Annotated in this window: 19 protein-coding genes; 7 read left to right on the top strand and 12 right to left on the bottom strand. The window is 47.6% G+C overall.

Going from position 1 to position 23,875, the window contains the following annotated elements; all coding sequences use genetic code 11:
• Window positions 1-7 precede the first annotated feature (7 nt).
• From FIU99_RS20095 to FIU99_RS20085, 3 genes are all read right to left on the bottom strand, one after another.
• Window positions 8-685 (bottom strand): hypothetical protein, encoded by a 678-nt coding sequence (locus FIU99_RS20095; protein WP_006960342.1) that lies wholly within the window; start codon window positions 683-685, stop codon window positions 8-10.
• A 93-nt stretch (window positions 686-778) separates the two neighbouring features.
• The gene (locus tag FIU99_RS20090) at window positions 779-2,080 is read right to left on the bottom strand and encodes an alpha/beta fold hydrolase (protein WP_006960344.1); all 1,302 of its coding nucleotides are present in this window, start codon (window positions 2,078-2,080) and stop codon (window positions 779-781) included.
• 92 nt (window positions 2,081-2,172) lie between these two features.
• On the bottom strand, window positions 2,173-3,117 hold the full coding sequence (locus FIU99_RS20085; RefSeq protein ID WP_006960346.1) for a LysR substrate-binding domain-containing protein: 945 nt from the start codon (window positions 3,115-3,117) through the stop codon (window positions 2,173-2,175).
• A 125-nt stretch (window positions 3,118-3,242) separates the two neighbouring features.
• On the opposite strand from FIU99_RS20085, the gene FIU99_RS20080 reads away from it, so the two are divergent.
• From FIU99_RS20080 to FIU99_RS20055, 6 genes are all read left to right on the top strand, one after another.
• Complete coding sequence (locus FIU99_RS20080; protein ID WP_006960348.1) at window positions 3,243-4,679, top strand: Mur ligase family protein; 1,437 nt, start codon at window positions 3,243-3,245, stop codon at window positions 4,677-4,679.
• The gene (locus tag FIU99_RS20075; RefSeq protein WP_006960350.1) at window positions 4,676-5,860 is read left to right on the top strand and encodes a D-alanyl-D-alanine carboxypeptidase family protein; all 1,185 of its coding nucleotides are present in this window, start codon (window positions 4,676-4,678) and stop codon (window positions 5,858-5,860) included. The genes FIU99_RS20080 and FIU99_RS20075 overlap by 4 nt, the downstream gene beginning before the upstream one ends.
• Complete coding sequence (locus FIU99_RS20070; protein WP_006960352.1) at window positions 5,860-7,077, top strand: MFS transporter; 1,218 nt, start codon at window positions 5,860-5,862, stop codon at window positions 7,075-7,077. The genes FIU99_RS20075 and FIU99_RS20070 overlap by 1 nt, the downstream gene beginning before the upstream one ends.
• A gap of 44 nt (window positions 7,078-7,121) precedes the next feature.
• Window positions 7,122-7,757: a type B chloramphenicol O-acetyltransferase gene (gene catB, locus FIU99_RS20065; protein WP_006960353.1), complete on the top strand. Its 636-nt coding sequence runs from the start codon at window positions 7,122-7,124 to the stop codon at window positions 7,755-7,757.
• 162 nt (window positions 7,758-7,919) lie between these two features.
• Window positions 7,920-8,768: a pirin family protein gene (locus tag FIU99_RS20060; RefSeq protein ID WP_006960355.1), complete on the top strand. Its 849-nt coding sequence runs from the start codon at window positions 7,920-7,922 to the stop codon at window positions 8,766-8,768.
• Between the two features lie 277 nt (window positions 8,769-9,045).
• A complete protein-coding gene (locus FIU99_RS20055) occupies window positions 9,046-10,278 on the top strand; it encodes a hypothetical protein (protein ID WP_006960357.1) in 1,233 nt (410 codons plus the stop codon).
• Between the two features lie 42 nt (window positions 10,279-10,320).
• On the opposite strand, the gene FIU99_RS20050 is transcribed toward FIU99_RS20055, so the two are convergent.
• From FIU99_RS20050 to FIU99_RS20025, 6 genes are all read right to left on the bottom strand, one after another.
• The gene (locus FIU99_RS20050; RefSeq protein WP_019275418.1) at window positions 10,321-10,866 is read right to left on the bottom strand and encodes a cupredoxin family protein; all 546 of its coding nucleotides are present in this window, start codon (window positions 10,864-10,866) and stop codon (window positions 10,321-10,323) included.
• A 62-nt stretch (window positions 10,867-10,928) separates the two neighbouring features.
• Complete coding sequence (locus FIU99_RS20045) at window positions 10,929-14,057, bottom strand: efflux RND transporter permease subunit (protein ID WP_006960362.1); 3,129 nt, start codon at window positions 14,055-14,057, stop codon at window positions 10,929-10,931.
• A 2-nt stretch (window positions 14,058-14,059) separates the two neighbouring features.
• On the bottom strand, window positions 14,060-15,766 hold the full coding sequence (locus tag FIU99_RS20040) for an efflux RND transporter periplasmic adaptor subunit (RefSeq protein WP_006960364.1): 1,707 nt from the start codon (window positions 15,764-15,766) through the stop codon (window positions 14,060-14,062).
• Between the two features lie 10 nt (window positions 15,767-15,776).
• Window positions 15,777-17,168, bottom strand: coding sequence for a TolC family protein (locus tag FIU99_RS20035; RefSeq protein WP_006960366.1), 1,392 nt, complete (start codon window positions 17,166-17,168; stop codon window positions 15,777-15,779).
• 51 nt (window positions 17,169-17,219) lie between these two features.
• Window positions 17,220-17,597: a hypothetical protein gene (locus tag FIU99_RS20030; RefSeq protein ID WP_006960368.1), complete on the bottom strand. Its 378-nt coding sequence runs from the start codon at window positions 17,595-17,597 to the stop codon at window positions 17,220-17,222.
• 68 nt (window positions 17,598-17,665) lie between these two features.
• Window positions 17,666-18,103 (bottom strand): thioesterase family protein, encoded by a 438-nt coding sequence (locus FIU99_RS20025; protein ID WP_006960370.1) that lies wholly within the window; start codon window positions 18,101-18,103, stop codon window positions 17,666-17,668.
• A gap of 170 nt (window positions 18,104-18,273) precedes the next feature.
• Here FIU99_RS20025 and FIU99_RS20020 point away from each other — a divergent pair, with 170 nt between their 5' ends.
• The gene (locus tag FIU99_RS20020) at window positions 18,274-19,038 is read left to right on the top strand and encodes a ferredoxin--NADP reductase (protein ID WP_006960372.1); all 765 of its coding nucleotides are present in this window, start codon (window positions 18,274-18,276) and stop codon (window positions 19,036-19,038) included.
• 3 nt (window positions 19,039-19,041) lie between these two features.
• Here the strand turns inward: FIU99_RS20020 and FIU99_RS20015 are convergent, their stop codons facing one another.
• From FIU99_RS20015 to ppsA, 3 genes are all read right to left on the bottom strand, one after another.
• Window positions 19,042-19,377 (bottom strand): hypothetical protein, encoded by a 336-nt coding sequence (locus tag FIU99_RS20015; RefSeq protein WP_006960374.1) that lies wholly within the window; start codon window positions 19,375-19,377, stop codon window positions 19,042-19,044.
• A 131-nt stretch (window positions 19,378-19,508) separates the two neighbouring features.
• Window positions 19,509-20,879, bottom strand: a complete 1,371-nt coding sequence (locus tag FIU99_RS20010) for a YjiH family protein (RefSeq protein ID WP_006960376.1) — start codon at window positions 20,877-20,879, stop codon at window positions 19,509-19,511.
• Window positions 20,880-21,348: 469 nt separating this feature from the next.
• Window positions 21,349-23,721: a phosphoenolpyruvate synthase gene (ppsA, locus tag FIU99_RS20005; protein WP_006960378.1), complete on the bottom strand. Its 2,373-nt coding sequence runs from the start codon at window positions 23,719-23,721 to the stop codon at window positions 21,349-21,351.
• Window positions 23,722-23,875: the final 154 nt, after the last annotated feature.

Raw genomic sequence — 23,875 nt, 5'->3', positions numbered from 1 at the left:
CTTTTACCTAGTCGTCAAAATCAAAGTTGAAGTTCGCCATCTTTTTCTTGAAGGCTTGGTTGGGTGACATTTTGGTCGCTGCAGGTTTTTTATTACTAAAGCCTTTACCTTGTCCGTAACTCTTTTCCGTGTGCAGGTGGGCGTGAAGGCGACTGTTAAGGTCATCCTGACTCATCAGTGGCTGACCAATGGCCTGAACTTTTTCCACAAAGCTTGCCCAGACGTTGGTCTGATTGGCGAAACCAGTGCGGAACATAATGACTTCTGCCCACGACTCGATCACATTAGGTGACAGTTCAGCAAGGTTGATCATTTTGCCATTGGAAGCCGATGGATTGAGTGGCTTCACCTGCGTTTTATGGAATTGCGGCACTTTGGCGATCGGCTCTGAGGTGGCATACACAGGAATAGAGTGCTGGTTACCAACGTTGATTTTGCACTTGATGTTCCCCTGCTTACGGGTATACGTCTTGCTTAGTGAAATAATGGCTTGTTCAACCGCCAGTTTGCCAAGGACATGGTCAATTGTGGATTCAGAACCGTTGGTCATTTCCTGCAACTCCGCCATGGTGGTAATTACTGCACCGCTGCGATCGGACAATTCTGCCAGAGCGAGCAAGATGAGCTTTTCTTCCATAGTGACACAAGCATGAGACCAAACTCGTTCAATAAATTTTGAAGACATGTTCTGAATCCAGAAATAACAGACTAATAAGGAAATTATACGATTTGACAGGGCGAACACCAACAATTGATCTCAGTGTTCGCCTTGATTTCGTTAAACCAGCGTGAGATTGGCGGCAGTTTGTTCACCCATCTCGAACAGTTTGTCGAAAATACGTTCGCCATCGGCTCTAAGACCGTTGTGCTCGTATTCGTTTGTTATCCACGCTTTAGCATTGGGCATCATTGCCAGAGTTTCGCGGCTGATGTCCATTTCAACAAACATATCATCGGCGTAAACCGCGCAGCTGACCGGTACTTTGTTGTTTGAAAGCTGCTCAGCACTGTATAGCGGTGCCCAGTCTTGCTTTTCTGCCAGTATGTCTGCGGCTTGCTTGAACGGTTTTAACGTTACATATTGGTCAAACATCCAAGGGAATACCATTTCGCCAGTAAAGTAAAATGGCTGCCCCGACTGATAATTAAACGCCTGATGATCTTGACGAACGCGGTGCGCACTCCACTTTGAAGCAAAACCCTGACAGTAGATAGACTCGTGCAAAATGGCATAAATCGGATTGGTCTGGAAGTTTTGTTCCATCAACATACTATTGAGGAATTCATAACGAAGTTGAGGCTTACCATTCACGGTAATGAATGCGTTTTCAAGCAAGTAGTAAGTGGGTAGGAAAGTATCACTAACGCCAAAGTTAATTCCAATTTGCTGGAATTGTTCAACGGTAAAACGCTGGCCATTGGGCAGAAACTCTTCATTTTGCAAAAGATGATCAGCAATCTGCTGACATAGCTGCTGAGCTTTCGGGAACTGGCTAAAAAACGCTTGGTTCTTTTCCATCGTGCGCTTAAACGTCGCACGATAGACATCGTCTGGGTGGCGGGAAACAGAAGGCACGCCGCCTGTGATGTAGCTTCTCGACAAGCTGTCTGGGAACAGAGACAGATAAGTCAGAGAACAGAAGCCACCAAAGCTCTGGCCTAGGATAGCCCATTTATCGACACCGAACTGTTCACGGATGAATTCCGCATCTCGCACTATGTTGTCAGCGCGAAAATGGCTCAGATACTCTGCTTGTTGTTGTGGCTGTAAATGGGCCAATGTTTGGTGATTAACAACCGAACTGTTACCAGTGCCCCGTTGATCAAGCAGCAACACGCGGTAGTTTTGCAGCGCGCGTTTTATCCACCCGTTATTGCCGTTTTGGCGTGGTGATGGAAACCCTGGCCCACCTTGAAAATAAACCAGCCACGGTTTAGACGAATTCTTATCTTCAACGAGAGACACTTCACGCGCAAAGATATCAATCTGTCCTTGTGCTGGGTTTGAGTAATCCAGTGGCACTGAGAATGTGTGGGGGATGTAATGCAGTCCTGCGTCAATAAATGCTTGAGCGTTCATTATTATTTCCTTTTCTGAAGTCGGGCTACTTTACTCTGGTTGAAGCGGATAACCAATCCTATCAGGTCAATTCTGAGCAAAGGATAGCGCGCCTAATTGGACGTTGTCTGCAGGGCCGCCACTTTATGCTGGATGACTTCTTTGACCCAATCCGATAACCAGAGAATTCTCGGGTGGTGGCTGTCTCGGGTGAGTGTGACCATTTCGATATCAAAATCAGGAATATTGATAGGTGGTGGGCAAAGAGTGAGGTTGTCGTCGATCAGTTCAACCCTTCCCACCATTTCTGCCATGACAGCAAGCAAGCGACGGCCAGTGAGCATTCTTCGAATCGTGAGAAAACGGGTGCTACCCAACACCACATTCCGTTTGACCCCCATACTCGATAATGTGGCGTCAACCTTAGTAGTCAGCTCCTGACTGGCCGTTATGATCATTTGCGGCGTGGCTAGGTAGGTCTCTAGGGAGAGTGGGAGCTCGGAACCCAGCACTCTGTTATCAAAGATGCACAAATGTTTCTCTCGGTATAGAAAGGTCGAGGTGACTTTTGGAGGGAGATCTGAAAACACGCCAATACACAGGTCTACTTCTTGTTTCTCTAATGCCTCAACACAGTTGCTGACATCAACAGGTTTGAACAGCACCTTGGCATTTGGCGCTAACTGTTGCAACTTATCAAACAGTTCTGGGCCATACACTTGTTCCGCATAATCGCTCAAGCCAATTTTGAAAGTGCCGTCGAAACTGTCAGCTTCAAACGCGGCTTTAGGCATGATGTCCTGACTGAATATAGATAGGATCTGACGAACTTTAGGTTCAATTTCCATCGCTCTCGTCGTCGGAGTCATGCTGCTGCCGCCTCGTTCAAACAAGGGGTCGTCCAGTAGCTCCCTTAGCCTTTTGAGGTTGTAACTTGTTGCAGGTTGACCAAGATGAAGATGTTTTGCCGCCGCCGAAACACTGCGGTGCTTGTATAGGGCGTCGAAGGTCAGAAGCAGATTAAGATCTACGCGTCGCCAGTTGATGTTGTCGCTCATTTCATTCAAAGCAGTGATTAACCATGAATATCAATGTAGTCGATGTAGATGATAAAATCATTCGATTTCACTGATTTTGTTTCACTTCCTATACTCGAAGTAATTTCGTTAATGGGAAGAACTCTATGCCAACCCCAGCCATCAACTCACAGATAGAAGTTTTAAAATCTCTGCCAGTCAACCAGTTCAAAACGAACAGTGCGCAGATTGAAGTTAATGATGTATTTGTATGTCGTGAAGGGATCTCCCATGACGGACACAGTTATGCGCAACAAGCGGTCGGTCGGGGTGCTGTTGCGGTGATTGCGAATCGTCCGTTAGATATTGATATTCCGGTAATAATGACCGATAGCTACTATCAGAGTTTAGCCTTAGTGAAGGCTTACTATGGTCACCCCCACCAGAAAATCAAGCACATAGGCGTCACTGGAACCAATGGTAAAACCACCGTGTCTCACTGTCTTAACCAGATCCTGAACCAGACAACGACGAGTGCTTACATCGGAACGCTGGGCGCGAAGTTGGCGGGTAGCGATTACCCGCTTGAGAACACAACCCCCGATGGTGTGACGTTACTGAACCTCTTCCATCAGATGGCGCAACGCGAAACTGAATTCAATCTTATGGAGCTGAGTAGTCACGCTCTAGCACAGGACAGAGCCGGATTTGTGTCGCTGCAGATTGGTATCATCACCAATATTGGCCGCGACCATCTCGATTATCACAAGACTAAAGATGCTTATGTCCAAGCCAAGTTGCAGTTGATTGATCGTATTGCACCCAATGGCACGGCGGTGATCAACCTTGATGACCCGCATGCAGCAGCGGCGATTGAGCGAGCGAGTGGGCGAGTGAACGTGGTGACTTTTGGTATTGAGAATGCTCAAGCGCATGTTTTCGCCACCAATGTACGTACTACTCGTTTTGGCTCGTGTTTTGAACTCCGAATTGACGGCGAGTGTTTTGATGTGAACTCTCAAATGCCTTTCACGTTCAATGTCGAAAATGCTTTGGCGATTGCAGCGAGTTTACTTTCACTCGGTTGGCAATCTAGTCGGATAGCGGCCGCATTGCAAACCATAGTAGCGCCCGATGGCCGTGCTCAGTTCTTGTCGCTTAACAATGGAGCGACCGGATTGGTGGACTATGCACACAATGCTGATGGACTCAGTAAGCTGCTGGAAGACGTTCGACCTTATACCAAGGGGCGTTTAATCGTAGTGACCGGAGTAACGGGAGATCGGATTCAGGACGCGAGTGGCATTGGCGTTCTGTGCTCGCAACTGGCAGATACGGCAGTTTTTACCTCAGATAACCCCATGGGTGTCGATCAGGAAGACATATTTCGAGCACTCACATCGCAAGTGTCCAAAGTTCCGCATTTTGAAATCAGTGACAGAGCTGAAGCGATTGAATTTGCGAAGCAATTGAGTGTGGCCGGTGATTTGATCGTGGTGTGTGGAAAAGGCAGTGAAACTCACCAGTACATTTCAAATGGCAAAGGAGACAGACAACAATATATCGGTGATCTCGCGGCGCTGAGTAGTGAGGTGGCAAAATGATCAAATGGACTCAACTTTGTGCCTTGCTCTGTACTCTGGTCGTTGCCTCCGCGGAGGCTGTTATTACACCTGATGCACCACAGATTAATGCTAAAGGTTATGTCGTAATGGATTACCACTCCGGTCAGGTAGTTGCGTCACAAAACCCAGATACGCCTTTGGCTCCTGCGAGTTTAACCAAACTTATGACGGCGTACGTTGTTGGACAAGAGATAAACGCTGGTCGCCTTAGCTGGGATGACAAAGCGACAATCAGCCGTAATGCATGGTCGGTGAATTTTCCGGAGCCATCCAAAATGTTCATCAAACCGGGTGACGAAATCAGCATTCGTAACCTGATGTTGGGCGTGATTGTGCAATCGGGAAATGACGCTTCGGTTGCGCTAGCTGAGCACGTAGCAGGCAGTGAAAGCGCTTTTGTTAGCTTGATGAATGGTTGGACGCAGACGCTTGGCATGGAAAACACACAGTTTATCAATGCGCATGGCTTAGATGGCGACAATATTCAAACCACACCAAAGGATATGGCGAACTTGATGCGCGCGATCATCAAGGACGTGCCTGAGGTCTATAAGCTATATCAGGAGAAGAAATTTACTTGGAATGACATCGAACAGTACAACCGAAATAAGCTGTTATGGGATCGCTCACTGAATGTGGATGGTGGTAAAACAGGTTATACCGAAAACGCGGGGTACAGCCTTGTCTCGTCTGCGACAGAGGGGCGGATGCGTTTAATTTCTGTGGTGATGGGTACACCAAGCCAGCAGGCGAGAACCAGCGCTTCACGCAACTTACTTGGTTACGGCTTTCGCTTTTTTGATACCGTCCAAGTGGCGAAAAAAGACGAAGTTATTATGCAAAGCCGAGTGTGGAAGGGAGCTGAGGAAAACGTCCCTGTAACGGTGGCAGAAACTGTGTACTTGACCTTTCCACGTGCCATGAAAGACTCGCTCAAGCAGGAGGTGGTCGTCGAATCCCAGTTACAGGCACCGATTGCAGCGGGAGACTCTCTGGGGCAGGTCATCTGGAGTCTCAACGGTGAGAAAGTGTTTACTGCTCCCGTCGTAAGTCAGGTCGGGGTGGACCAAGGCTCATTTACCAGTCGGCTGATGGATACCTTCCAACTCTGGCTACGTGCTTTGGTGTCAGGCATTAAAGCGTTTTGGGAGGGAGAGTAATGACCGTTGCTTTGAAGCCTTCTACCTTGTGGCAGAACGTGAATTATGTTCGCTTACTGTCTGCGCAGGTGATATCCCTGATTGGCACAGGAGTGAGCTCGGTATGCTTAGCTTTACTCGCTTATGATTTAGCGGAAGAAAATGCAGGGGCAGTACTGAGCATCGCTTTCGCCCTCAAGATGCTGGCCTATATTGGCTTAGCGCCAGTATTTGGTGTTTTGGCTCACAAGTTGCCCAAGCGCCAGACGCTGGTCGCTCTGGATATCATCCGTGCCCTTATGTTTGCTTGCCTCCCTTTCGTCACTGAAGTGTGGGAAGTGTACGTGTTGATGTTTGTTATCAATGCATGTTCGGCAGGGTTCACACCAATGTTTCAGTCCACTTTGCCACAGGTTTTACCGGATAAAGATGATTATGCTCGAGCGCTCTCATACAGCCGATTAGCTTATGATTTAGAACAGATTTTTAGCCCAATGCTCACTGCATTGTTGCTGAGTGTGATCAGTTTTCGTCAGCTGTTTATGCTTGATTCGATGACTTTCTTATTGTCTGGCGTACTGATCATTCTATGTACCTTACCCAAAAGGAAAGAACTGAATGTTCAGCCAAAAAAACTCTCTTTTCGCTCAGTGTTAAGTGGAATTTCAGCGTATTTAGAGCAGCCGAGTCTGCGTGCACTTTGGTATGCCTATTTGGCAGCTGCGTCTGCTAGTGCCATGGTTTTGGTGAATACTGTGGTCTATGTACACGACATTCTGCATGGGAGCGAGACCCAAACGGCGATGGCCATGTTAGTGGTTGGATTAGGGTCCATGCTGGTAGCGATTTTTCTTCCTCGACTCCTTAAACATCATCAACCACAGCGCTACCATTTACGCGGTTTAGTCTTTATTGCTCTGGCGTTTTTGGCCGGAACCTGGACACCAGGCTGGATTGGTTTTGGCTTGATGTGCTTTGCGCTGGGTATCGGAATGTCATGCATTCAAACGACATCTGGGCTCATTATTAATGCCGCAGTCGAAGGTAAAGAGAGTGGTGAATATTTTGCCGCGCATTTCTCGTTGACTCATTTTTGGTGGTTGGTGACATATTTGAGTGCAGGCCTGTCAGCGAAATGGCTTGGCCTAGCGGGCGCTTATTGGGTGATGCTTGGTCTATGTCTTGTCAGCGTTGCGTTATATCTGGTTCAGACGAGAAAGAATGCTTGGGGGCAATAGAGTGTTGGTGTAAATTGTCCGAAAAACAATCAGGTACCACCATAATGCAAAACTATTTTGACTCGCCTTTCGCGGGTAAACCGATTGCTGAACAAATTACTAACCCTAACATTGTCGTTGGCAGACACAGTTACTATTCAGGCTACTACCATCAGCACAGTTTCGATGACTGTGCTCGATATCTTTCTGCTGAGCGTGACGATGTCGATAAACTGATCATTGGCAGCTTTTGCTCTATCGGCTCCGGTGCAGTGTTTATGATGGCTGGCAATCAAGGGCATCGTACCGACTGGGCAAGTACTTTTCCTTTCTTTTATCAGGACGATTCAAATTTTGCTCAAGCAAAAGATGGCTTTCGTCCGGCAGGTGACACTGTGATCGGCAATGACGTGTGGATTGGCTCTGAGGCCATGATCATGGCAGGAGTCAATATTGGCGATGGCGCGGTGATTGCCAGCCGAGCTGTGGTAACAAAAGATGTTGCGCCTTATGAGATTGTTGGCTCAAATCCAGCCAAGCACATCAAGTTTCGTTTTAGCCAAGAAGAAATCGCGCAGTTGTTAGAAATGCAATGGTGGCACTGGCATGACGAAGAGCTAAAGGGAGCGATGGAATGGTTGTGTTCCAAAGATATCGCTGCGCTTCATCGCTATTGGCAGAGCTACATTGCTGCTTCGTGACAGTCAAAATACAAATCTAAGTGGCTTCTCATTCGAATAGGTCTTGCAGAGGCAACCGCATTGAAGGCATTCAAAAATTTTGAATAAGTAGCTCGAATCCTTGTGCTCAAGTTTCAATTTGAGGGCGATAGACTGTAGTCATCGCTCTTGAGGAGAAAGAAAATGAGCCAGCTTCGCGAAATCCGCCAAATCATTCCAGCCTATGCCACGTCCGATGGCGATGGTGTCAAAATTAGCCGCGTGGCGGGGTTTAATAACGCAAGTTTCTCGCCATTTCTAATGATGGATGAGCTGAAATCCGATCAGCGTTCCGACTATATAGGCGGTTTTCCTCCTCATCCGCATCGCGGCATTGAAACGCTGACCTATATGCTCAAAGGTCATTTTCAACATAAAGATCATATGGGAAATGTGGGTGAGTTACGTTCTGGTGGCGCTCAATGGATGGCAGCAGGCCGTGGTGTGATTCATAGTGAAATGCCTATCATGCAGGATGGCGAGTTGCATGGATTCCAAATTTGGATAAATCAGCCAGCGCGCGACAAGATGAAACCCGCTCAGTATCATGACTTTCAGCCTGAAACCATCACAGAATATCAAGATGAGAGCGTTGGCGTATTGCGCGTTTTAGCTGGTGAGGTATCCGTTGAAGGCAACGTACAGCAAGGGCCGCTGAGCAAAACCGGAGTGCCGTTATCAGTTTCAGACTGGCGTTCTGAAACAGCGCAGAAGATTAAGTTACTTACGCCGCAGAAATTTAACATGATGCTTTATGTTTATCAGGGCGAAATTAGTGTTAAAGAACGCAGGGTGCAACAAGGTGAGATGGCGCTTTTGTCTTCTGGAGAAGTCGCTGAGTTGAATGCAAACAGCACAAGCGGTGTGCTGATTTTCCTAGGTGAACCCATTGATGAGCCCGTTGTGCACTATGGCCCGTTCGTGATGAACAGCATGCAAGAAATTGAACAGGCGCTCAGTGACTACAACAACGGTGAGTTTGAAAAATATTGATATTAAACCATATGAATAGATAGTTGCACTATTTCGTCTAAACTTTACGTATTAGCTCCTGAGCTTGGGGGCTATAAAACGCAAAAAGCGAATAATCCACTGCCATTCACTTTTTGTTTTGCCACGTGTCTAAGATACGTGGCTTTTTCTTTATTTACTTCTTTTGATTTTTTAGAAAACCCCTTTGACCTACTTAAAGGTTAATCATTGTTAACTATTAATGATTACTCCGTTTTGTCTCTATGCTCGGAAGATCAACTTTGAACAGAGTTAAAGTATGTCTACCCCCTCCTCGTTTACGATATTACGCCGAGCGTCTCTTTTCTTTATCACCACTTTGAGCCTGATAACGTGGCCATCTGCTTGGGCGGCGTGTCCGGCCGGCAGTCGGGTTGGAGATGCGAATTGGCAGTTTGATATCAGCCGGTATGACCAACGATTTCCGCTGAGCATCGAATGGGCAAAGGCTGGAGTCAGAGGGGGGATCCCGTGTTTTGAACCTGAACGAGTGGTTGCGAAGATAACGCCTAAGGATGATATTCAAACGGCAATTGATAAAGTAGCAAGTGCTGGCGGAGGAACAGTAATACTGGAAGAGGGTGTTTATCTGCTGGATACAACGGTGGAGATGCGCTCAAACGTAGTATTGCGCGGCAGCAGCAAAATAGAGACACAAGTTCTGGTAACCATGCGTAATACTTGGCAAGGCTATGGTACAGATAGATTTGCTTTCCAATTCTCGGATGTTTCTGGGGCGGGTTTGGAGAACATGACGATTCAGCTTGCGGTTGACGGATTTGAGCCTCTAGATAGAAACAATTTCGATGAGCCTCATGTTGAATCTGCGTGGCCATTTACCAATGACGTCAAAGTGGCTCGAACCGGAGACAAAAACCAACCTGTATCAGATCCAAACCTCTATGTCGGCTTGGTTAAGTTTTCTGAAAAGAGTCATGATTCTTGGGTACAAGATACCCGCATGTTGGAAGCAGGGACGAATCCCATCTTTGCAGCTAGCGATACCTCACACCTGACATTTCGCGGTAATGATATCTACCGCTGCTACAACAAGGGAATCAATGGTCACTGTTATTACGATATACGCGGCCAGTACATTTTAGTGACGAACGAGAGGGTGCGAAAAATTCGCCATGTTACTCTGCATCAGCAAGCCAAATACAATGTGGTTTATGACAATCACCTTGAAGTGGATGTAAACTTTCACAATGGTGACGGTGGGAAAAATTTAGTTGAAAACAACCTGATTCAGTTACCGTGGAGCCATCATTGGCCTTTGATTGCGACTGGGGAGTTGGGCAAGCATCAAGCTCCGGGAGCTGAGAATCTGATTTACCGTAACAACGTGGCACATCTAAGAGAAGGAAAGAATAATATTCCCAATTCCGAAAAAGTTTATACGTTAGCGGGCTTTGATGAGGTTATCGCGTTACCGAGTCACCTACAGCAACCCAAAGCTGGCACTTTATATCCGATGAAGCACTTTGACTGACATCATACGGCCTGCCAGCAACAGCTGGCAGGCTGGGGTGCGTTACAATACTGCTGATTTGACCATGCCAGCTTCCGCGTGTCCTGGGATGTTGCAGGCAAACTCAACGTTGTTGTCACCATGGAAATGCCACAGTAACTGTTTGGCTTTGCCCGGAGCAACCGTCACTGTACTGCCAGAATCATGAGCGTGGTTGCCCATTTTCTTCATCATCTCACGGTGCTTGAGTTGCTCTTGTGCTGAGCCTATTGAAAACTCATGGTCGATTTTCCCTTTGTTCATAACCACAAATTGGACTACGTCATTCGGTTCTATATCCACCTCTTTTTTGAATGTAATGCTCATATCATCGTCTAGGATCACGTGGACCACTTTGTCCGGTTTAGCACCTTTGGCAGGCATACCGACATCGGACATCTCGTCCATGTTCATTTGTGAGTGGTCCATCCCCTTCATATCGCCCATCATTTTCGAATGGTCCATACCTTCCATATTCATTTTGGAATGATCCATGGATGAGTGATCCATTTGAGCGAGAATTTGAGTGCTAGCCAGAGTCAGTGCAAGTGCCAGAATTGTTTTTTTCATCATTGTTTCCTTAAGTAGTAGGGTGCCCCGAAGCACTGAGCTACGGGGACATGGTTCTATGGTTATGAGTGACGTGAGATTTCTCTTTGTTTCCACAATTTGAAAATGGCCGGTAGTACCAGAAGCGTGAGTAGCAGCGCCGATGCCATTCCACCAATCATAGGGGCGGCGATTCGTTGCATGACTTCAGAGCCCGTACCTTCGCCGTACATGATTGGCACAAGACCTATGATGACGGTCAGAACTGTCATCATCACAGGTCGAACTCTGAGACCTGCGCCGTCTCGTATCGCCATCGACAGATCATCGGAAGTAATGGCGTGATTCTGCTCTTGGGCATCCAGCTTTTTGTAGTGCCAGGCTTGGTTGAGATACACCAGCATGATGACGCCAATTTCGACGGCGACACCCGCGAGGGCAATAAAGCCGACCCCAACGGCAATCGAGAAGTTATAGCCGAGGTAATGCATCAGCCATAAGCCACCCACCATGGCGAGAGGGAGAGTCATCATAATGACCAGCACTTCGCCAATGCGACGGAAGCTGAAGTAAAGCAGCAGCATAATGATCGCCAGCGTAATCGGTACCACGACACTTAAGCGCTCTTTCGCGCGTTCCATATATTCATACTGACCTGACCAAGCCAGAGAATAGCCAGCGGGCAGATTGAGCTGATCAGCCACGACTTGTTGTGCTTCGGCAACGTACGAACCGAGATCTCGTCCATCGATATCAACGAATACCCAGCCATTAGGGCGAGCGTTTTCTGTTTTGATCATCGGTGGGCCGTCTTCGTAACGAATATCAGCAACATCAGCCAGTGCGATACGAGCGCCATTTGGAGTAACCAGAGGTAGGTTCTGTAGTTTCACCACTGAATCACGGTAGTCCTGCGGGTATCGAACATTAATCGGATAGCGTTCCAGCCCTTCTATAGTTTCCCCAACGTTCATGCCTCCCACCGCAGTGGAAATCACGCGTTGCACATCTTTTATATTGAGGCCGTAGCGAGCGGCAGAGCGACGCTTAATATCGATAGTGACGTATCGTCCTCCAGCGACACGCTCAGCATAAACAGACGCCGTACCATTGACCTGATTGAGAATAGGCTCCAGTTCTGCCCCGATTTGTTCAATGACGTTAAGGTCAGGGCCTGCAATTTTGATCCCAATAGGCGTTTTAATGCCAGTTGCCAGCATGTCGATGCGGGTCTTGATTGGCATGACCCACGCATTGGTTAGCCCGGGGAACTGCACGAGATCGTCAAACTCTTTGCGCAGCGATTCGGTGGTTACGCCTTCACGCCATTGTTCGCGAGGTTTCAGCTGTATGACGGTTTCAATCATGGTCAGTGGTGCTGGGTCGGTTGCGGTTTCGGCTCGTCCGATTTTCCCCCATACCGTCTCAACCTCAGGGACGCTCTTAATCAACTTATTGGTTTGCTGTAACAGCTCGCGTGCTTTACCAATTGAGATGCCCGGATAGGTGGTCGGCATGTACATCAAATCACCCTCATCGAGTGGAGGAATGAATTCGCTGCCAAGCTTACTGGTTGGATAGTAAGCCGATGCCATAAGTCCCATCGCAATGACGATCATGGTTTTAGGGTAGTTCAGGCTCAGGTTGAGCAAGGGTTTGTAAAGCGAGACTAACCCTTTGTTGACTGGGTTTTTGTGTTCTGGGAGCACTTTGCCACGAATGAAATAGCCCATCAGAACAGGCACTAGCGTAATCGCTAAGCCAGCGGAGGCTGCCATGGCGTAGGTTTTGGTAAATGCCAGTGGTGAGAACATTTTCCCTTCCTGACCTTCCAAAGCAAACACAGGAACAAAGCTCAACGTGATGATTAGCAGAGAAAAGAACAGCGGTGCGCCGACTTCCTCTGCAGCCTTGCCAATGACTTGCCAGCGATTCTTATCGGTGAGTGGAGTGCGTTCAATGTGCTTGTGAACGTTTTCTATCATCACGATTGCGCCATCGACCATGGCTCCAATGGCGATGGCAATACCGCCCAATGACATGATGTTGGCGTTAATCCCTTGCCAGTGCATGATCACAAACGCAGTCAGAATACCCACCGGTAAGCTCAAAGCGATTACCAGAGATGAGCGGATATGGAACAGGAACAAAGCACAGACAATCGCAACCACGATGAACTCTTCAGCCAGTTTCTTCCATAAGTTTTCTACCGCAGAGTCGATCAGCGTAGAGCGGTCATACGTTGGTACGATTTCGACTCCCTCAGGCAAGCTGCGTTGCAGCTCGGTCAGTTTGGCTTTGGTTTTGGCGATCACTTCACTGGCATTTTCTCCGAAGCGCATCACGATCACGCCACCAACTGTTTCCCCTTCACCGTTGAGCTCAGAAATGCCACGACGCATTTGTGGGCCAAGGTTAATATCCGCGACATCACCCAACAGAAGCGGGGTGCCTTTTTCGGTTACCTTGAGTGGCAGTGAGCGGATATCTTCGATGCTAGTCAGGTAGCCCGTGGTGCGCACCATGTGTTCAGCTTCGGCGACCTCAATCACGGAGGCACCTGTCTCCTGGTTGCCGTTTTGAATCGCGTTGTTGACTTGCTGTAATGTCAGGTTGTAAGCACGCAGTTTGGCGGGGTCAATCTGTACCTGATATTGTTTGACCATGCCACCTACAGTGGCAACTTCCGATACTCCATCAACGGTTTGCAGTTCGTACTTGAGGAACCAATCCTGCAAGCTGCGTAGCTGGGCTAAATCGTGTTGCCCGGTTTTATCCTGAAGAACATAGCTGTAAACCCAACCAACCCCAGTGGCATCAGGCCCCAGCGTTGGTTTGGCATTCGAAGGCAGGTTTGGTGCGACTTGGCTGAGATACTCCAGCACGCGCGAGCGGGCCCAGTACATATCGGTGTCATCATTAAAGATGATGTAGACATAGGAGTCCCCAAAGAAAGAGTATCCCCTGACGGTTTCTGCACCGGGTACAGCCAACATGGCAGTGGTTAATGGATAAGTGACCTGATCCTCGACCACCTGAGGTGCTTGACCCGGATAGCTGGTTTTGATGATAACCTGAACATCCGATAAGTCAGGAATTGCGTCTACAGGCGTATTCTTTACACTGTAAAGGCCAGCCAAAACAATAGCTAAGGTGGCAATCAATACTAGGAGTCTATTACTGATTGACCAACGGATAATTGCATTGATCATCGTTAGCCCTCATCCGTTACCAATTGCTTGAGCAGGTAATCTGCACCTTGTCGTTCAACTAGAAATCGAACGCGCTGACCTTCCTCAAAACCTGATAGATCCACTTCATCGCCAACGGAGAAGTTCATCTCACCGGCTTGCCAGTTCCACTCCGCGACAGGGAGGTGGTTTAAGGTGATCATGCCAAAGTCGGCCATCAGCATAGAAATATCGCCTTGCAACCAAAGCTCGCCAGCAACAACAGAGTCATCCACTTTGTAGTCGACGATTTCGTACTGGCCAGACTCGGTTTTTTGCATTTCAAACTCTATGCTTTGACCTGTTGTGAATGCACTCGCATCGACTTCTTTAGCAAGAGTAAAATTCATCACCATGCCCGGCCAATCCCATTCTGGTACTGGCTGGTGGTTGATCGTCAACATGCCATGATCAGCCATGACATCGGTGATCTCTCCCTTAGCCCAAACGGTCTCCTCATCTGGCTCAACACCATTAATGCGCGCAAGGTCGGCAGACTGGCTGGATTCGGAATCGAGCATAAAGTGTGCGGAAGTCACCACTTGATCGTCTTGGGTTAAGCCCTGCAAAACTTCAACCCGATCTCCGGCTTCGCGGCCTGTTTCGATGCGAGCAGAACGATATTTGCCTTCACCTTCTGACAGCACAATGCGAGCCATGCCGCCTGAGCGTATCACCGCAGATTTAGGAATAGTCAGTACCGACTCTTCACTTACAGGTTGAAGAGCAATGTTGGCGAACATATTGGGCTTGAGTTCGCCATCTGGGTTAGGGAATTTAAGTCTGACGCGCAGAGTACGAGTATTAGGATCAAGAATCGGGTAGACGTAGTCGACCTTACCCTGCCATTCGTTGCCCGGAATAGCATCCAATGTCATCGAAGCTTCACTGCCAGCTTTAATCCATTGCGCCTGACGCTCGAACACTTCTGCATCTACCCAAACATTGTTCAGCGGGCCAGCGCTGATCACAGCTTGCGCGGGTGACAAATACCCCCCTTCGCGAATGCTTAAACTTGCAATCACACCGTTAGCCGGTGCCTTTATTTCTATCGTTTGTGACGCTTTACCGCGTTTTAGAATCGCCTTAATCTGTGCACGGTCTACACCTAGTGTCACGAGTCGTTCAGTGGCTCCTTTGACTAAGCCGGTTCGACCGGTTCGAGAGGCATTAAGTAACTCTTCCTGCGCTTTCACCAACTCAGGTGAATAGAGCGTAAACAGCACATCGCCTCTGTTGACTTTTTCACCGATCGCATTGATGAACAGTTTTTCAACCCAACCCGCGACGCGTACGTTGGTTTGCCACAGCTGGCTTTCATCAAACGCGATGTAACCGACCGTTTCAATGCGAGGCGAGAGAGGTTCTAGGGTTACGGGTTCGGACTTGACGCCGAGGTTGTTTTCTACCGAAGGATCAATCGTAATGGTTCCGGGTTTATCTTGCTCTCCCGCCATGTCTTCGGCGTAAACTGGAATTAAGTCCATGCCCATTGGTGACTTACCGGGCTTATCTCGCTTGTAGTTCGGGTCCATCGGAGCAACCCAGTAGAGAGGTTCAGCAGAATCAGAAGAACCAGACTCAGCCTTGGCGTCCATTCCCATGCTAGATCCGGCTAGGAAATGATTAGCGGAATAGCCCAGCGCGCCTCCTACCAACAGAGCGATAGCAGCGATTTGTAATGTTTTCATGTCAGATACCTTATTCTTGTTCGCCTTGAGCCAAAGTGACTGGCTCAACTTGATAATCAAAACCGTCCAGTAGGGCAGCTAAGTTGCTGTTCACAATGTTTAAATCTGCAATCAGACGTTGCTGTTCGAGTTGCAGAGCAAGTTCATCGGCAGAGGCCGTAATGACATCGTTAAACTGAGACGTGTTGTTCTGATAACCTCGCTCAACCGCGCGAATTCGTGCGTTGGCCTGAGGAAGAAGGGTGGACTGATACCGTTCTAGTCGTTGGGCTAAATTGGTTCGGTCGACAAGTAAGGCGTTGACTTTGGCATTCATCTGAGCGAGTAACGTGTCTTTCTGGGACTTGGCCGCGCCGACCTGATACTGGGCCGCAGCGAGATTTCTGTCCTGACGGTTTCCCGTGAACAGAGGAATGTCCATGGTCAGATAGGCACTAACTAAGTCTGATGCAGGTTCTCCCATCATACCGTTGGCCTGACGGTAGGCATACATGACTTCAACGCCAAACTGAGGTTGGTAAGCCTGCTGTGCAATTTCAACCTGAGTTTCGGAAGTGGATATGGTTTGGCTGGCCATTTGTACCATTGGGTGCAGGCTGAGCTGCTGATAATACTCGGAGCTTGCTAGGTTCTCGTTCAGCTGTTGGTCGAGCTTGATCCAGTTAAGCTGATTGGATGCGCTGACGTTCTGAATCTGTTCAGACCAATTGGCTCCCAACCATTCGGAAAGCTGGGCCATCAAGCGCTGTTGCATCTGCTGATTAGCCTGAAGCTTCTCATCCAGTTTGCTCACTTGAAGCTGAGCATTGAGCAGATCCTGAGCTTCACTTTTACCAATCGAATAGTTGGTCTGAATGAAGCTTTCCATTTCTTTGAGCAAACGACGGTTTTCCAGCATGATGGTTTTCGCCTGCTGCTGGTAACCGAGTTCAAGCCAGAGTTGGGTCATGCTGTTAATGACATCCAGTTCTCGGGCATCAATTTGTAAACCGACGCCATCCGCTTGTTGATTGCTTTTCTTTTGTTGTAACTCCAGTGTCGAACCACGCTCAAATTGTTGCATCAATCCGACGGAAATGTTCGTCATCGGATCTTCGTCGAATTTGAAGCTGTCTACAGGTAGGCCACCGAAGCCAACTTTGATTTTGGGGTCCATTAGCGTGGCACTGGCAACGCCGGTCTCGCGCAAAGCTTGTGACTGAGCAAAATATTGCTTTCGATTGCTGTCGTTATTGAGTGCCATGCTGATCAATTGTGATAGCACGGCTTGCGGCTGGTGAGTCTGCTCTTGCAAGTTGCTTGCTGATACAGGCGCAAACCAGACCGCGGCGCTGACAGAAAGCGCCAGAATCCTTGGTTTGATTTTCACTTTATTGTCCGTTTCCGAGTGCCTGACAGGCACGAAAAACCATCTCCCAAAGCAATAGGCTGGGAGTCGATAACAGAGAACGGATTACGCTATCGGAGGGCGATAGAGTGAGCTTAAACGGGTAATGACCTGACCTTGGACATCTGAATGGATCAGAGCCAACTGAGTCGAGATTAGTAGAGGTTTATCAATTCGGGGAATGGGGGCGAAAACCGTTGCGCACATCATGCTACAACAGTTATGAACCATCTCTTCGCTGGTTTCACAATGATCTGAAGGGATTGAAGAATCTGTCAGCGCTGGGCTCATGTTCATTGCCATGCCACAGTGAGCCTGCTTGCTACCGGAATCGCTGAGCATTTCGAACGTCATTAGGGTTTCGCTAGTAGCAAAACTGGATACCAACATGGCGCTCATGCTGATAAATAGAATCCAGTATTTACGAATCGAAGGGAAGCCCATACGTAACCTAAAATGACTATAACCCGGCTAGCATAAAGCTTCCCCTAGGGGGAAGGTCAAGCGGTGTATTAGGATTCTGCCGTCGCTTCTAAATTTAAAATGGACTGTTTGATTTGCTCAGGTAAGTTTGCTTTGCAATTGTTTTTAAAATCAAACATCACACAGGTGGCGCGCCCTACGGTACTGACTTTACCTACTTTCTTGCTCACAACCTGATACTCCATAGTGAATCTGTCTTCCTGAATGTCGACGACTTTAGACCCTATCATCAGAGTGTCTGGATAGGTGATGGGCATTTTATAGCGGCAGCTTGTTTCGCCCAATACTGGGCCGATATGGCTTTGGCTTAGGTTGACGAGAAGATTGATGTGCTCAAAGTAGTCGAGCCTTGCGGTTTCAAAGTAGCGAAAGTAAACCACATTATTGACGTGTTGGAGAGCATCCATTTCACCCCAAGCGACCGGAATTTCTGTGATGACCGGAAAGTCTTTCAGTAACGATTCCATGCGTGTTCCTTGCATTGGTTTTTAAAAGAGCTTTTATTCTAATGCTGAATCAAGTGGTTTTGTGAAAATGTTATCAAAATGTGATCTTTAATGACTAAGTAAAGGCCCGTCTTTACTTATAAAGATCAGAGGAGTAGGTTTTAAAGAGGTAACCTGATGGAGGATCTGCAATGACCGCACCCGATGGTTTTAATCTCGCCAAAGTAGATAAGCGCACTGACTGGACGTCAGAGCTATTCAGTTTACGTCTTACTGGCGCGCCTCTCACCTTTAAAGCGGGCCAATTTACTAAACTGGCCCTGTATGACGACGATGGTCAATTGATCAGCCGAGCGTATTCAGTCGTCAACGCACCACTCAACAGCAGTGATATGCTGGAATTTCTGATTGTTTCGAACCCTGAAGGCAAACTGACGCCAAAACTGCAGCACTTGAAAGAGGGAGACTCGGTATACGTAGGCGCTGCCGCTTACGGTGATTTGATTTTGAGTTCTATTCCTAAATCGACTCAGGACTTATGGTTGCTTTCAACGGGGACGGGTATTGGTCCTTTCCTATCGCTACTCGATGACATTAACGTTCGCCCCGGATATGAAAAAATTGTTTTAGTCCATGGCGTTAGGCATGAGAAAGACTTGGTCTACCGCTACTTGATTGAGCAGTTAGTTGACCAATATGAAGGTCGCCTGAGTTATGTGCCTGTTGTATCGAGAGAGCAGCACCCAAATACGCTATATGGCCGCATTCCTCAGCTGTTGGATCAACGTGAGATTCAAGAAAGAGCACAGGCAGAGCTCACTCAGGAGAACAGTTTTGTCATGCTGTGCGGAAACCCAGAAATGATCAAAGAGACCACCAAGACTCTGCAAGGGTTTGGGTTAGAAAAATTCCGTCGAGCGACGGGAGGCAACATCACCTTTGAGCGCTATTGGTAGGGCTCAATTATCGTAGGGAACTTGTTTGAGTTTCCACATTTCAACTGTGTGCTTGGTTTTATCACATAATCCAAGCAGGATTTGATATTTAGGATCGTAAGGTTCGCCAATGTAAGTTGTCCTGATCAACTCATTGGTTTTTAAATCCACTTGAGTGACAACCCGACCTTTAAAGTTTTGGAAGATCACAAACTGCTTGCTTTCATACACCATCTGCTCGCGATAAAACCAAAAGTTGTCAGCAGTATGGAGTAGGCGACATTTCAAAGGCAAAGAGCTCGCATCGACTGTTGGTGCGGGCGTTGTCAGCAATAGCACGTGCAAAAGTAAAGGGCTCATCTCTCCCTCCTTTACCACCTCTCAAATTAACTTAAGTATAGGTAAGAGACTTTATTTTGCTGATCTAGGTTGGCAGGTAAAACAAAGGCCCTGAAAGGGCCTTTGAAAAAAGATTGATTTGCAACCTGAGATTAGAAAATCAGATGAGCAATACCGGCAATTACAGGCAGTGTGATTAAGGTACGTAGAATGAAGATGGCAAACAGTTCAAAGATGTTCACTGGGATACGGCTGCCAAGTAACAGCGCACCAACTTCAGACATGTAAATCAGCTGAGTGACAGACATAGCAGCGATGACGAAACGTGTCATTTCGTTATCAATAGACGACGCTAGAATCGCTGGAATAAACATATCAGCAAAACCAACCACGATAGTTTCAGAGGCCGCTGCCGCTTCTGGGATGCCTAATAGCTCAAGGAATGGGATGAACGGTTGACCCAGGAAGCTAAACACCGATGTGTACTCAGCAATCACCAGAGCAATTGTACCTAGGCCCATTACTACAGGTAGCACGCCAAATACCATGTCTACCGCGTTACGCACGCCTTCACCAAAGACATCTTTAAATGATTTCACTTGGCTCGCTTTCGCCAGTGCCAGCTCCATACCCCAAGACACGCTTGTATGGCCTGCAGGAATAGCATCGGCATCTTTTGCTGGCTTAGTGCCATCGATGAAAGCGTCTTTCTTCATGCTTAGAGGAGGCAAGCGAGGAATGATGATCGCTGCCACAATACCCGCCAGACAGATTGCACCGTAGAAAGGTAAGAACAAGTGTTCCAGTTCAACCTGAGCAAGAACGACTAAGCTGAACGTGATGGATACCGCTGAGAATGTGGTACCCACGACAGCCGCTTCGCGCTGTGTGTAGAATTTGTTTTCGTATTGCTTGCTGGTCAGCAGGATACCGACTGAGCCATCGCCAAGCCAAGAAGCCATACAGTCGATAGCACTACGACCTGGTAAGTTAAATACAGGGCGCATCACTTTACTTAGCAGCGTGCCAAACAGCTCTAGCAAACCAAAGTTAAGTAACAGTGGGAGCAGTAGACCCGCAAATATAAATACCGAGAATAGCGTTGGTAACAAACCTTCTAGTACTAGGCCGCCAGTATTTTCTTCCCATACGGCTTCAGGGCCGACTTGGAAGAAGGTCATCGCAACAGCAAGACCACCAATAACACGCACTGCCAGCCAAAGAGGGCTTGGGTTAAACAGGCTGTTTAAAAATGGGTTGTTAGCAATAAATGCAGGGTTCTTAATACGGCATAACAATGATGTTGCCGCCATAAACAAGATGATAGACGTGACCATGCCTACTAGGTGATCACCAAATACAGCTTGGATGGATTTTGCCAGTACAGCGACTGGAATGGTGATATCACCGTCATAGCTAATCGGCGCCATGAAAAGAAACAGACCCAGTAAAGAAGGGATAAAGAACATCCAAAAGTTGCCTTTACCTTTCGTCTGTTTGATAGATTGAGCGTTATTCTGCATTACAATTCTCGTGTTACTACTAGTCAATATGATAGGCCAATCCACCTGGCATATATATTCACTATACATCTGCATTTAATCATCGGGCGCAAGCCTACTGTCTTTCGAATACCTTTGCAATACTATTCAATAAAAACCGCTAAATATTCACGATTAAATGTGCTATTTTCGTTCAATGGTGGATTTTTGTTTTGCTGATGTTAATTTGATTGAAATTATGTTGCAACCGTGAACTGTGTGTGGTCTTTATTTTTATTTTGAATAATAGAGGTGGGACTCATAAATTCAGTGTTAAGTCGCTAGGCAGGGCAAGGCGTTGAGCGTTTTTAGGTGTATCAAAGTGGGTAGAGAGGAAAATGCCGAAATCGGATAAATAGACATTTTGAGAGAATAAAGTCAGCGATTTAATCGTGAAATTAAAAAACCGCCCAGTCAGACTAGGCGGTTTTTACTCAGTTATCGTGTCGTTTTATTTGCCGCTTACCTGACCAAGTTTCAGCCAAGTATCAATCACAGTATCTGGGTTAAGTGACACTGAGCTGATCCCTTGCTCCATTAGCCATTCAGCCAGATCATCATGGTCAGATGGACCCTGACCACAAATACCGACGTATTTACCAGCTTTAGTTGCAGCATCGATAGCCATTTGTAGCATGGCTTTAACAGCAGGGTTGCGTTCGTCAAACAGGTGAGCCACGTCGCCTGAATCTCGGTCTAGGCCCAGTGTTAGCTGAGTCATATCGTTAGAACCGATTGAGAAGCCGTCAAAGTACTTGAGGAACTCGTCTGCCAGCACAGCATTAGACGGTAGTTCACACATCATGATGACTTTAAGGCCCTGATCGCCACGGCGCAGATCGAACTTCGCAAGAAGATCGATAACCGATGCTGCCTCGCTTGGAGTACGCACAAATGGGATCATGATTTCAACGTTCTTCAGACCCATCTCATTGCGAACACGCTTAATCGCCTGAGTTTCTAGCTCGAAGCAGTCTTCAAATACAGGTGAGATATAACGTGACGCACCACGGAAGCCCAGCATAGGGTTTTCTTCGTGCGGTTCGTAACCTTTACCGCCAACCAGGTTGCTGTACTCGTTGGACTTAAAGTCAGACATACGAACGATGACACGTTTTGGCCAGAATGCTGCAGCGATAGTCGCGATACCTTCAGTCAGCTTGCTGACGTAGAAATCGATAGGATCTTTGTAGCCACGGATACGCTGAGTGATTTCTGCTTTTAGCTCGTCACTTTGTGCATCGAAGTTCAGCAGTGCTTTCGGGTGAATACCAATCATCTTGTTGATGATGAATTCCAGACGCGCCAAGCCAACACCTTCGTTTGGAATCTGCGCGAAGTCGAATGCACGATCTGGGTTACCGACGTTCATCATCACTTTAGTTGGCAGCAGTGGCAGTTCATCAACCGCAGAGCGCTTCACTTCGAAGTCCAGCTCACCTTGATAAACGTAACCTGTCTCACCTTCAGAACAAGAGACAGTAACGGTAGCACCGTCTGTCAGCTTTGATGTGGCATCGCCACAACCAACGATTGCGGGAATGCCGAGCTCACGCGCGATGATGGCTGCGTGACAAGTACGGCCACCACGGTTAGTGACGATTGCCGAGGCCTTCTTCATCACTGGTTCCCAATCTGGGTCAGTCATGTCAGTGACCAGTACATCGCCATCTTGAACCAAAGACATTTGGTCTAACGAGTCAACCAGACGTACTGGGCCAGAGCCGATACGCTGACCGATAGCACGGCCTTCGACCAAAACTTCTGCTTTGTTGTTCAGCTCGTAACGCTCAATCACGTTCTGTTCGCTTTGAGAACATACGGTTTCTGGGCGAGCTTGAACAATGTAAAGCTTGCCATCAATACCATCTTTCGCCCACTCGATATCCATCGGACGCTGGTAGTGCTTTTCGATGATCATCGCTTGTTTTGCCAGTTCTTTGATCTCTTCGTCATTAAGAGAGAACTGCTCACGCTCTTGTGCTGAGGTATCAATGATATCGACTTGCTTACCAATTTCTTGGTTGGTCGAGTAGATCATCTTGATAAGTTTAGAACCGAACGTCTTCTTAACAATCGGATGCTGACCCGCTTCAAGCATTGGCTTGTGAACGTAGAACTCGTCCGGGTTTACTGCACCCTGAACGACCATTTCCCCTAGACCCCAAGAGGAAGTGATGAACACAACCTGATCAAAGCCAGATTCAGTGTCTAAGGTGAACATAACACCTGAAGAGGCTTTATCTGAGCGTACCATGCGTTGGATACCCGCAGACAGCGAGATACCACGGTGGTCAAAACCTTGGTGCACACGGTAGGAGATAGCGCGGTCATTAAACAGAGATGCGTAAACGTGTTTCGTTGCTTCAAGTACAGCATCGATACCTTTTACGTTAAGAAACGTTTCTTGCTGGCCCGCGAATGAGGCATCCGGCAAGTCTTCAGCAGTTGCTGAAGATCGAACGGCGACTGAAAGCTCGGTATTACCTTCAATCAGTTCTTGGTAGTCGTTACGAATATCCTGCTCTAGGTCAGCAGGGAAGGGAGCTTCTAAAACCCATTGACGGATGGTGGCACCTGTCTTACGCAGAGCTTCTACATCCTCAACGTCTAGTTCATCGAGCAGTTGGTGGATTCGTTCATCCAGACCTTCATAATCAAGGAATTGGTTAAACGCGTAAGAAGTAGTCGCAAAACCATTCGGTACTGAAACGCCAGCATTCGATAGATTTGAAACCATTTCTCCAAGTGAAGCGTTTTTACCGCCGACCTTGTCGACATCTTCCATGGATAGGCTATTGAACCAGAGGGTGTTCTTTTGCATGTCTTTCTCCAGAAACATTGCAGCTTTGTAGGGATAGGCAAACGATTACGCATGGGCTCAAAAAAATTCTCAACAAATTTTCAAAGCTGTGGGGGGCGTAATTGTCAGCCGGGTTTTATTATCGATATTATGGTGTCCATCCTACTCAAAAGAA

The organism is Vibrio sp. THAF64 (assembly GCF_009363455.1).
In the GTDB taxonomy this organism is placed as follows: Bacteria; Pseudomonadota; Gammaproteobacteria; order Enterobacterales; family Vibrionaceae; genus Vibrio; species Vibrio coralliilyticus.
Note: the sequence above shows the minus strand (reverse complement) of the source record. Positions and strands in the feature narration are given on the sequence as shown.

Coding starts and splice junctions, on each gene's coding strand:
- FIU99_RS20095 (WP_006960342.1), bottom strand. CDS start 685: ATGTCTTCAAAATTTATTGAACGAGTTTGGTCTCATGCTTGTGTCACT.
- FIU99_RS20090 (WP_006960344.1), bottom strand. CDS start 2,080: ATGAACGCTCAAGCATTTATTGACGCAGGACTGCATTACATCCCCCAC.
- FIU99_RS20085 (WP_006960346.1), bottom strand. CDS start 3,117: ATGAGCGACAACATCAACTGGCGACGCGTAGATCTTAATCTGCTTCTG.
- FIU99_RS20080 (WP_006960348.1), top strand. CDS start 3,243: ATGCCAACCCCAGCCATCAACTCACAGATAGAAGTTTTAAAATCTCTG.
- FIU99_RS20075 (WP_006960350.1), top strand. CDS start 4,676: ATGATCAAATGGACTCAACTTTGTGCCTTGCTCTGTACTCTGGTCGTT.
- FIU99_RS20070 (WP_006960352.1), top strand. CDS start 5,860: ATGACCGTTGCTTTGAAGCCTTCTACCTTGTGGCAGAACGTGAATTAT.
- catB (WP_006960353.1), top strand. CDS start 7,122: ATGCAAAACTATTTTGACTCGCCTTTCGCGGGTAAACCGATTGCTGAA.
- FIU99_RS20060 (WP_006960355.1), top strand. CDS start 7,920: ATGAGCCAGCTTCGCGAAATCCGCCAAATCATTCCAGCCTATGCCACG.
- FIU99_RS20055 (WP_006960357.1), top strand. CDS start 9,046: ATGTCTACCCCCTCCTCGTTTACGATATTACGCCGAGCGTCTCTTTTC.
- FIU99_RS20050 (WP_019275418.1), bottom strand. CDS start 10,866: ATGAAAAAAACAATTCTGGCACTTGCACTGACTCTGGCTAGCACTCAA.
- FIU99_RS20045 (WP_006960362.1), bottom strand. CDS start 14,057: ATGATCAATGCAATTATCCGTTGGTCAATCAGTAATAGACTCCTAGTA.
- FIU99_RS20040 (WP_006960364.1), bottom strand. CDS start 15,766: ATGAAAACATTACAAATCGCTGCTATCGCTCTGTTGGTAGGAGGCGCG.
- FIU99_RS20030 (WP_006960368.1), bottom strand. CDS start 17,597: ATGGGCTTCCCTTCGATTCGTAAATACTGGATTCTATTTATCAGCATG.
- FIU99_RS20025 (WP_006960370.1), bottom strand. CDS start 18,103: ATGGAATCGTTACTGAAAGACTTTCCGGTCATCACAGAAATTCCGGTC.
- FIU99_RS20020 (WP_006960372.1), top strand. CDS start 18,274: ATGACCGCACCCGATGGTTTTAATCTCGCCAAAGTAGATAAGCGCACT.
- FIU99_RS20015 (WP_006960374.1), bottom strand. CDS start 19,377: ATGAGCCCTTTACTTTTGCACGTGCTATTGCTGACAACGCCCGCACCA.
- FIU99_RS20010 (WP_006960376.1), bottom strand. CDS start 20,879: ATGCAGAATAACGCTCAATCTATCAAACAGACGAAAGGTAAAGGCAAC.
- ppsA (WP_006960378.1), bottom strand. CDS start 23,721: ATGCAAAAGAACACCCTCTGGTTCAATAGCCTATCCATGGAAGATGTC.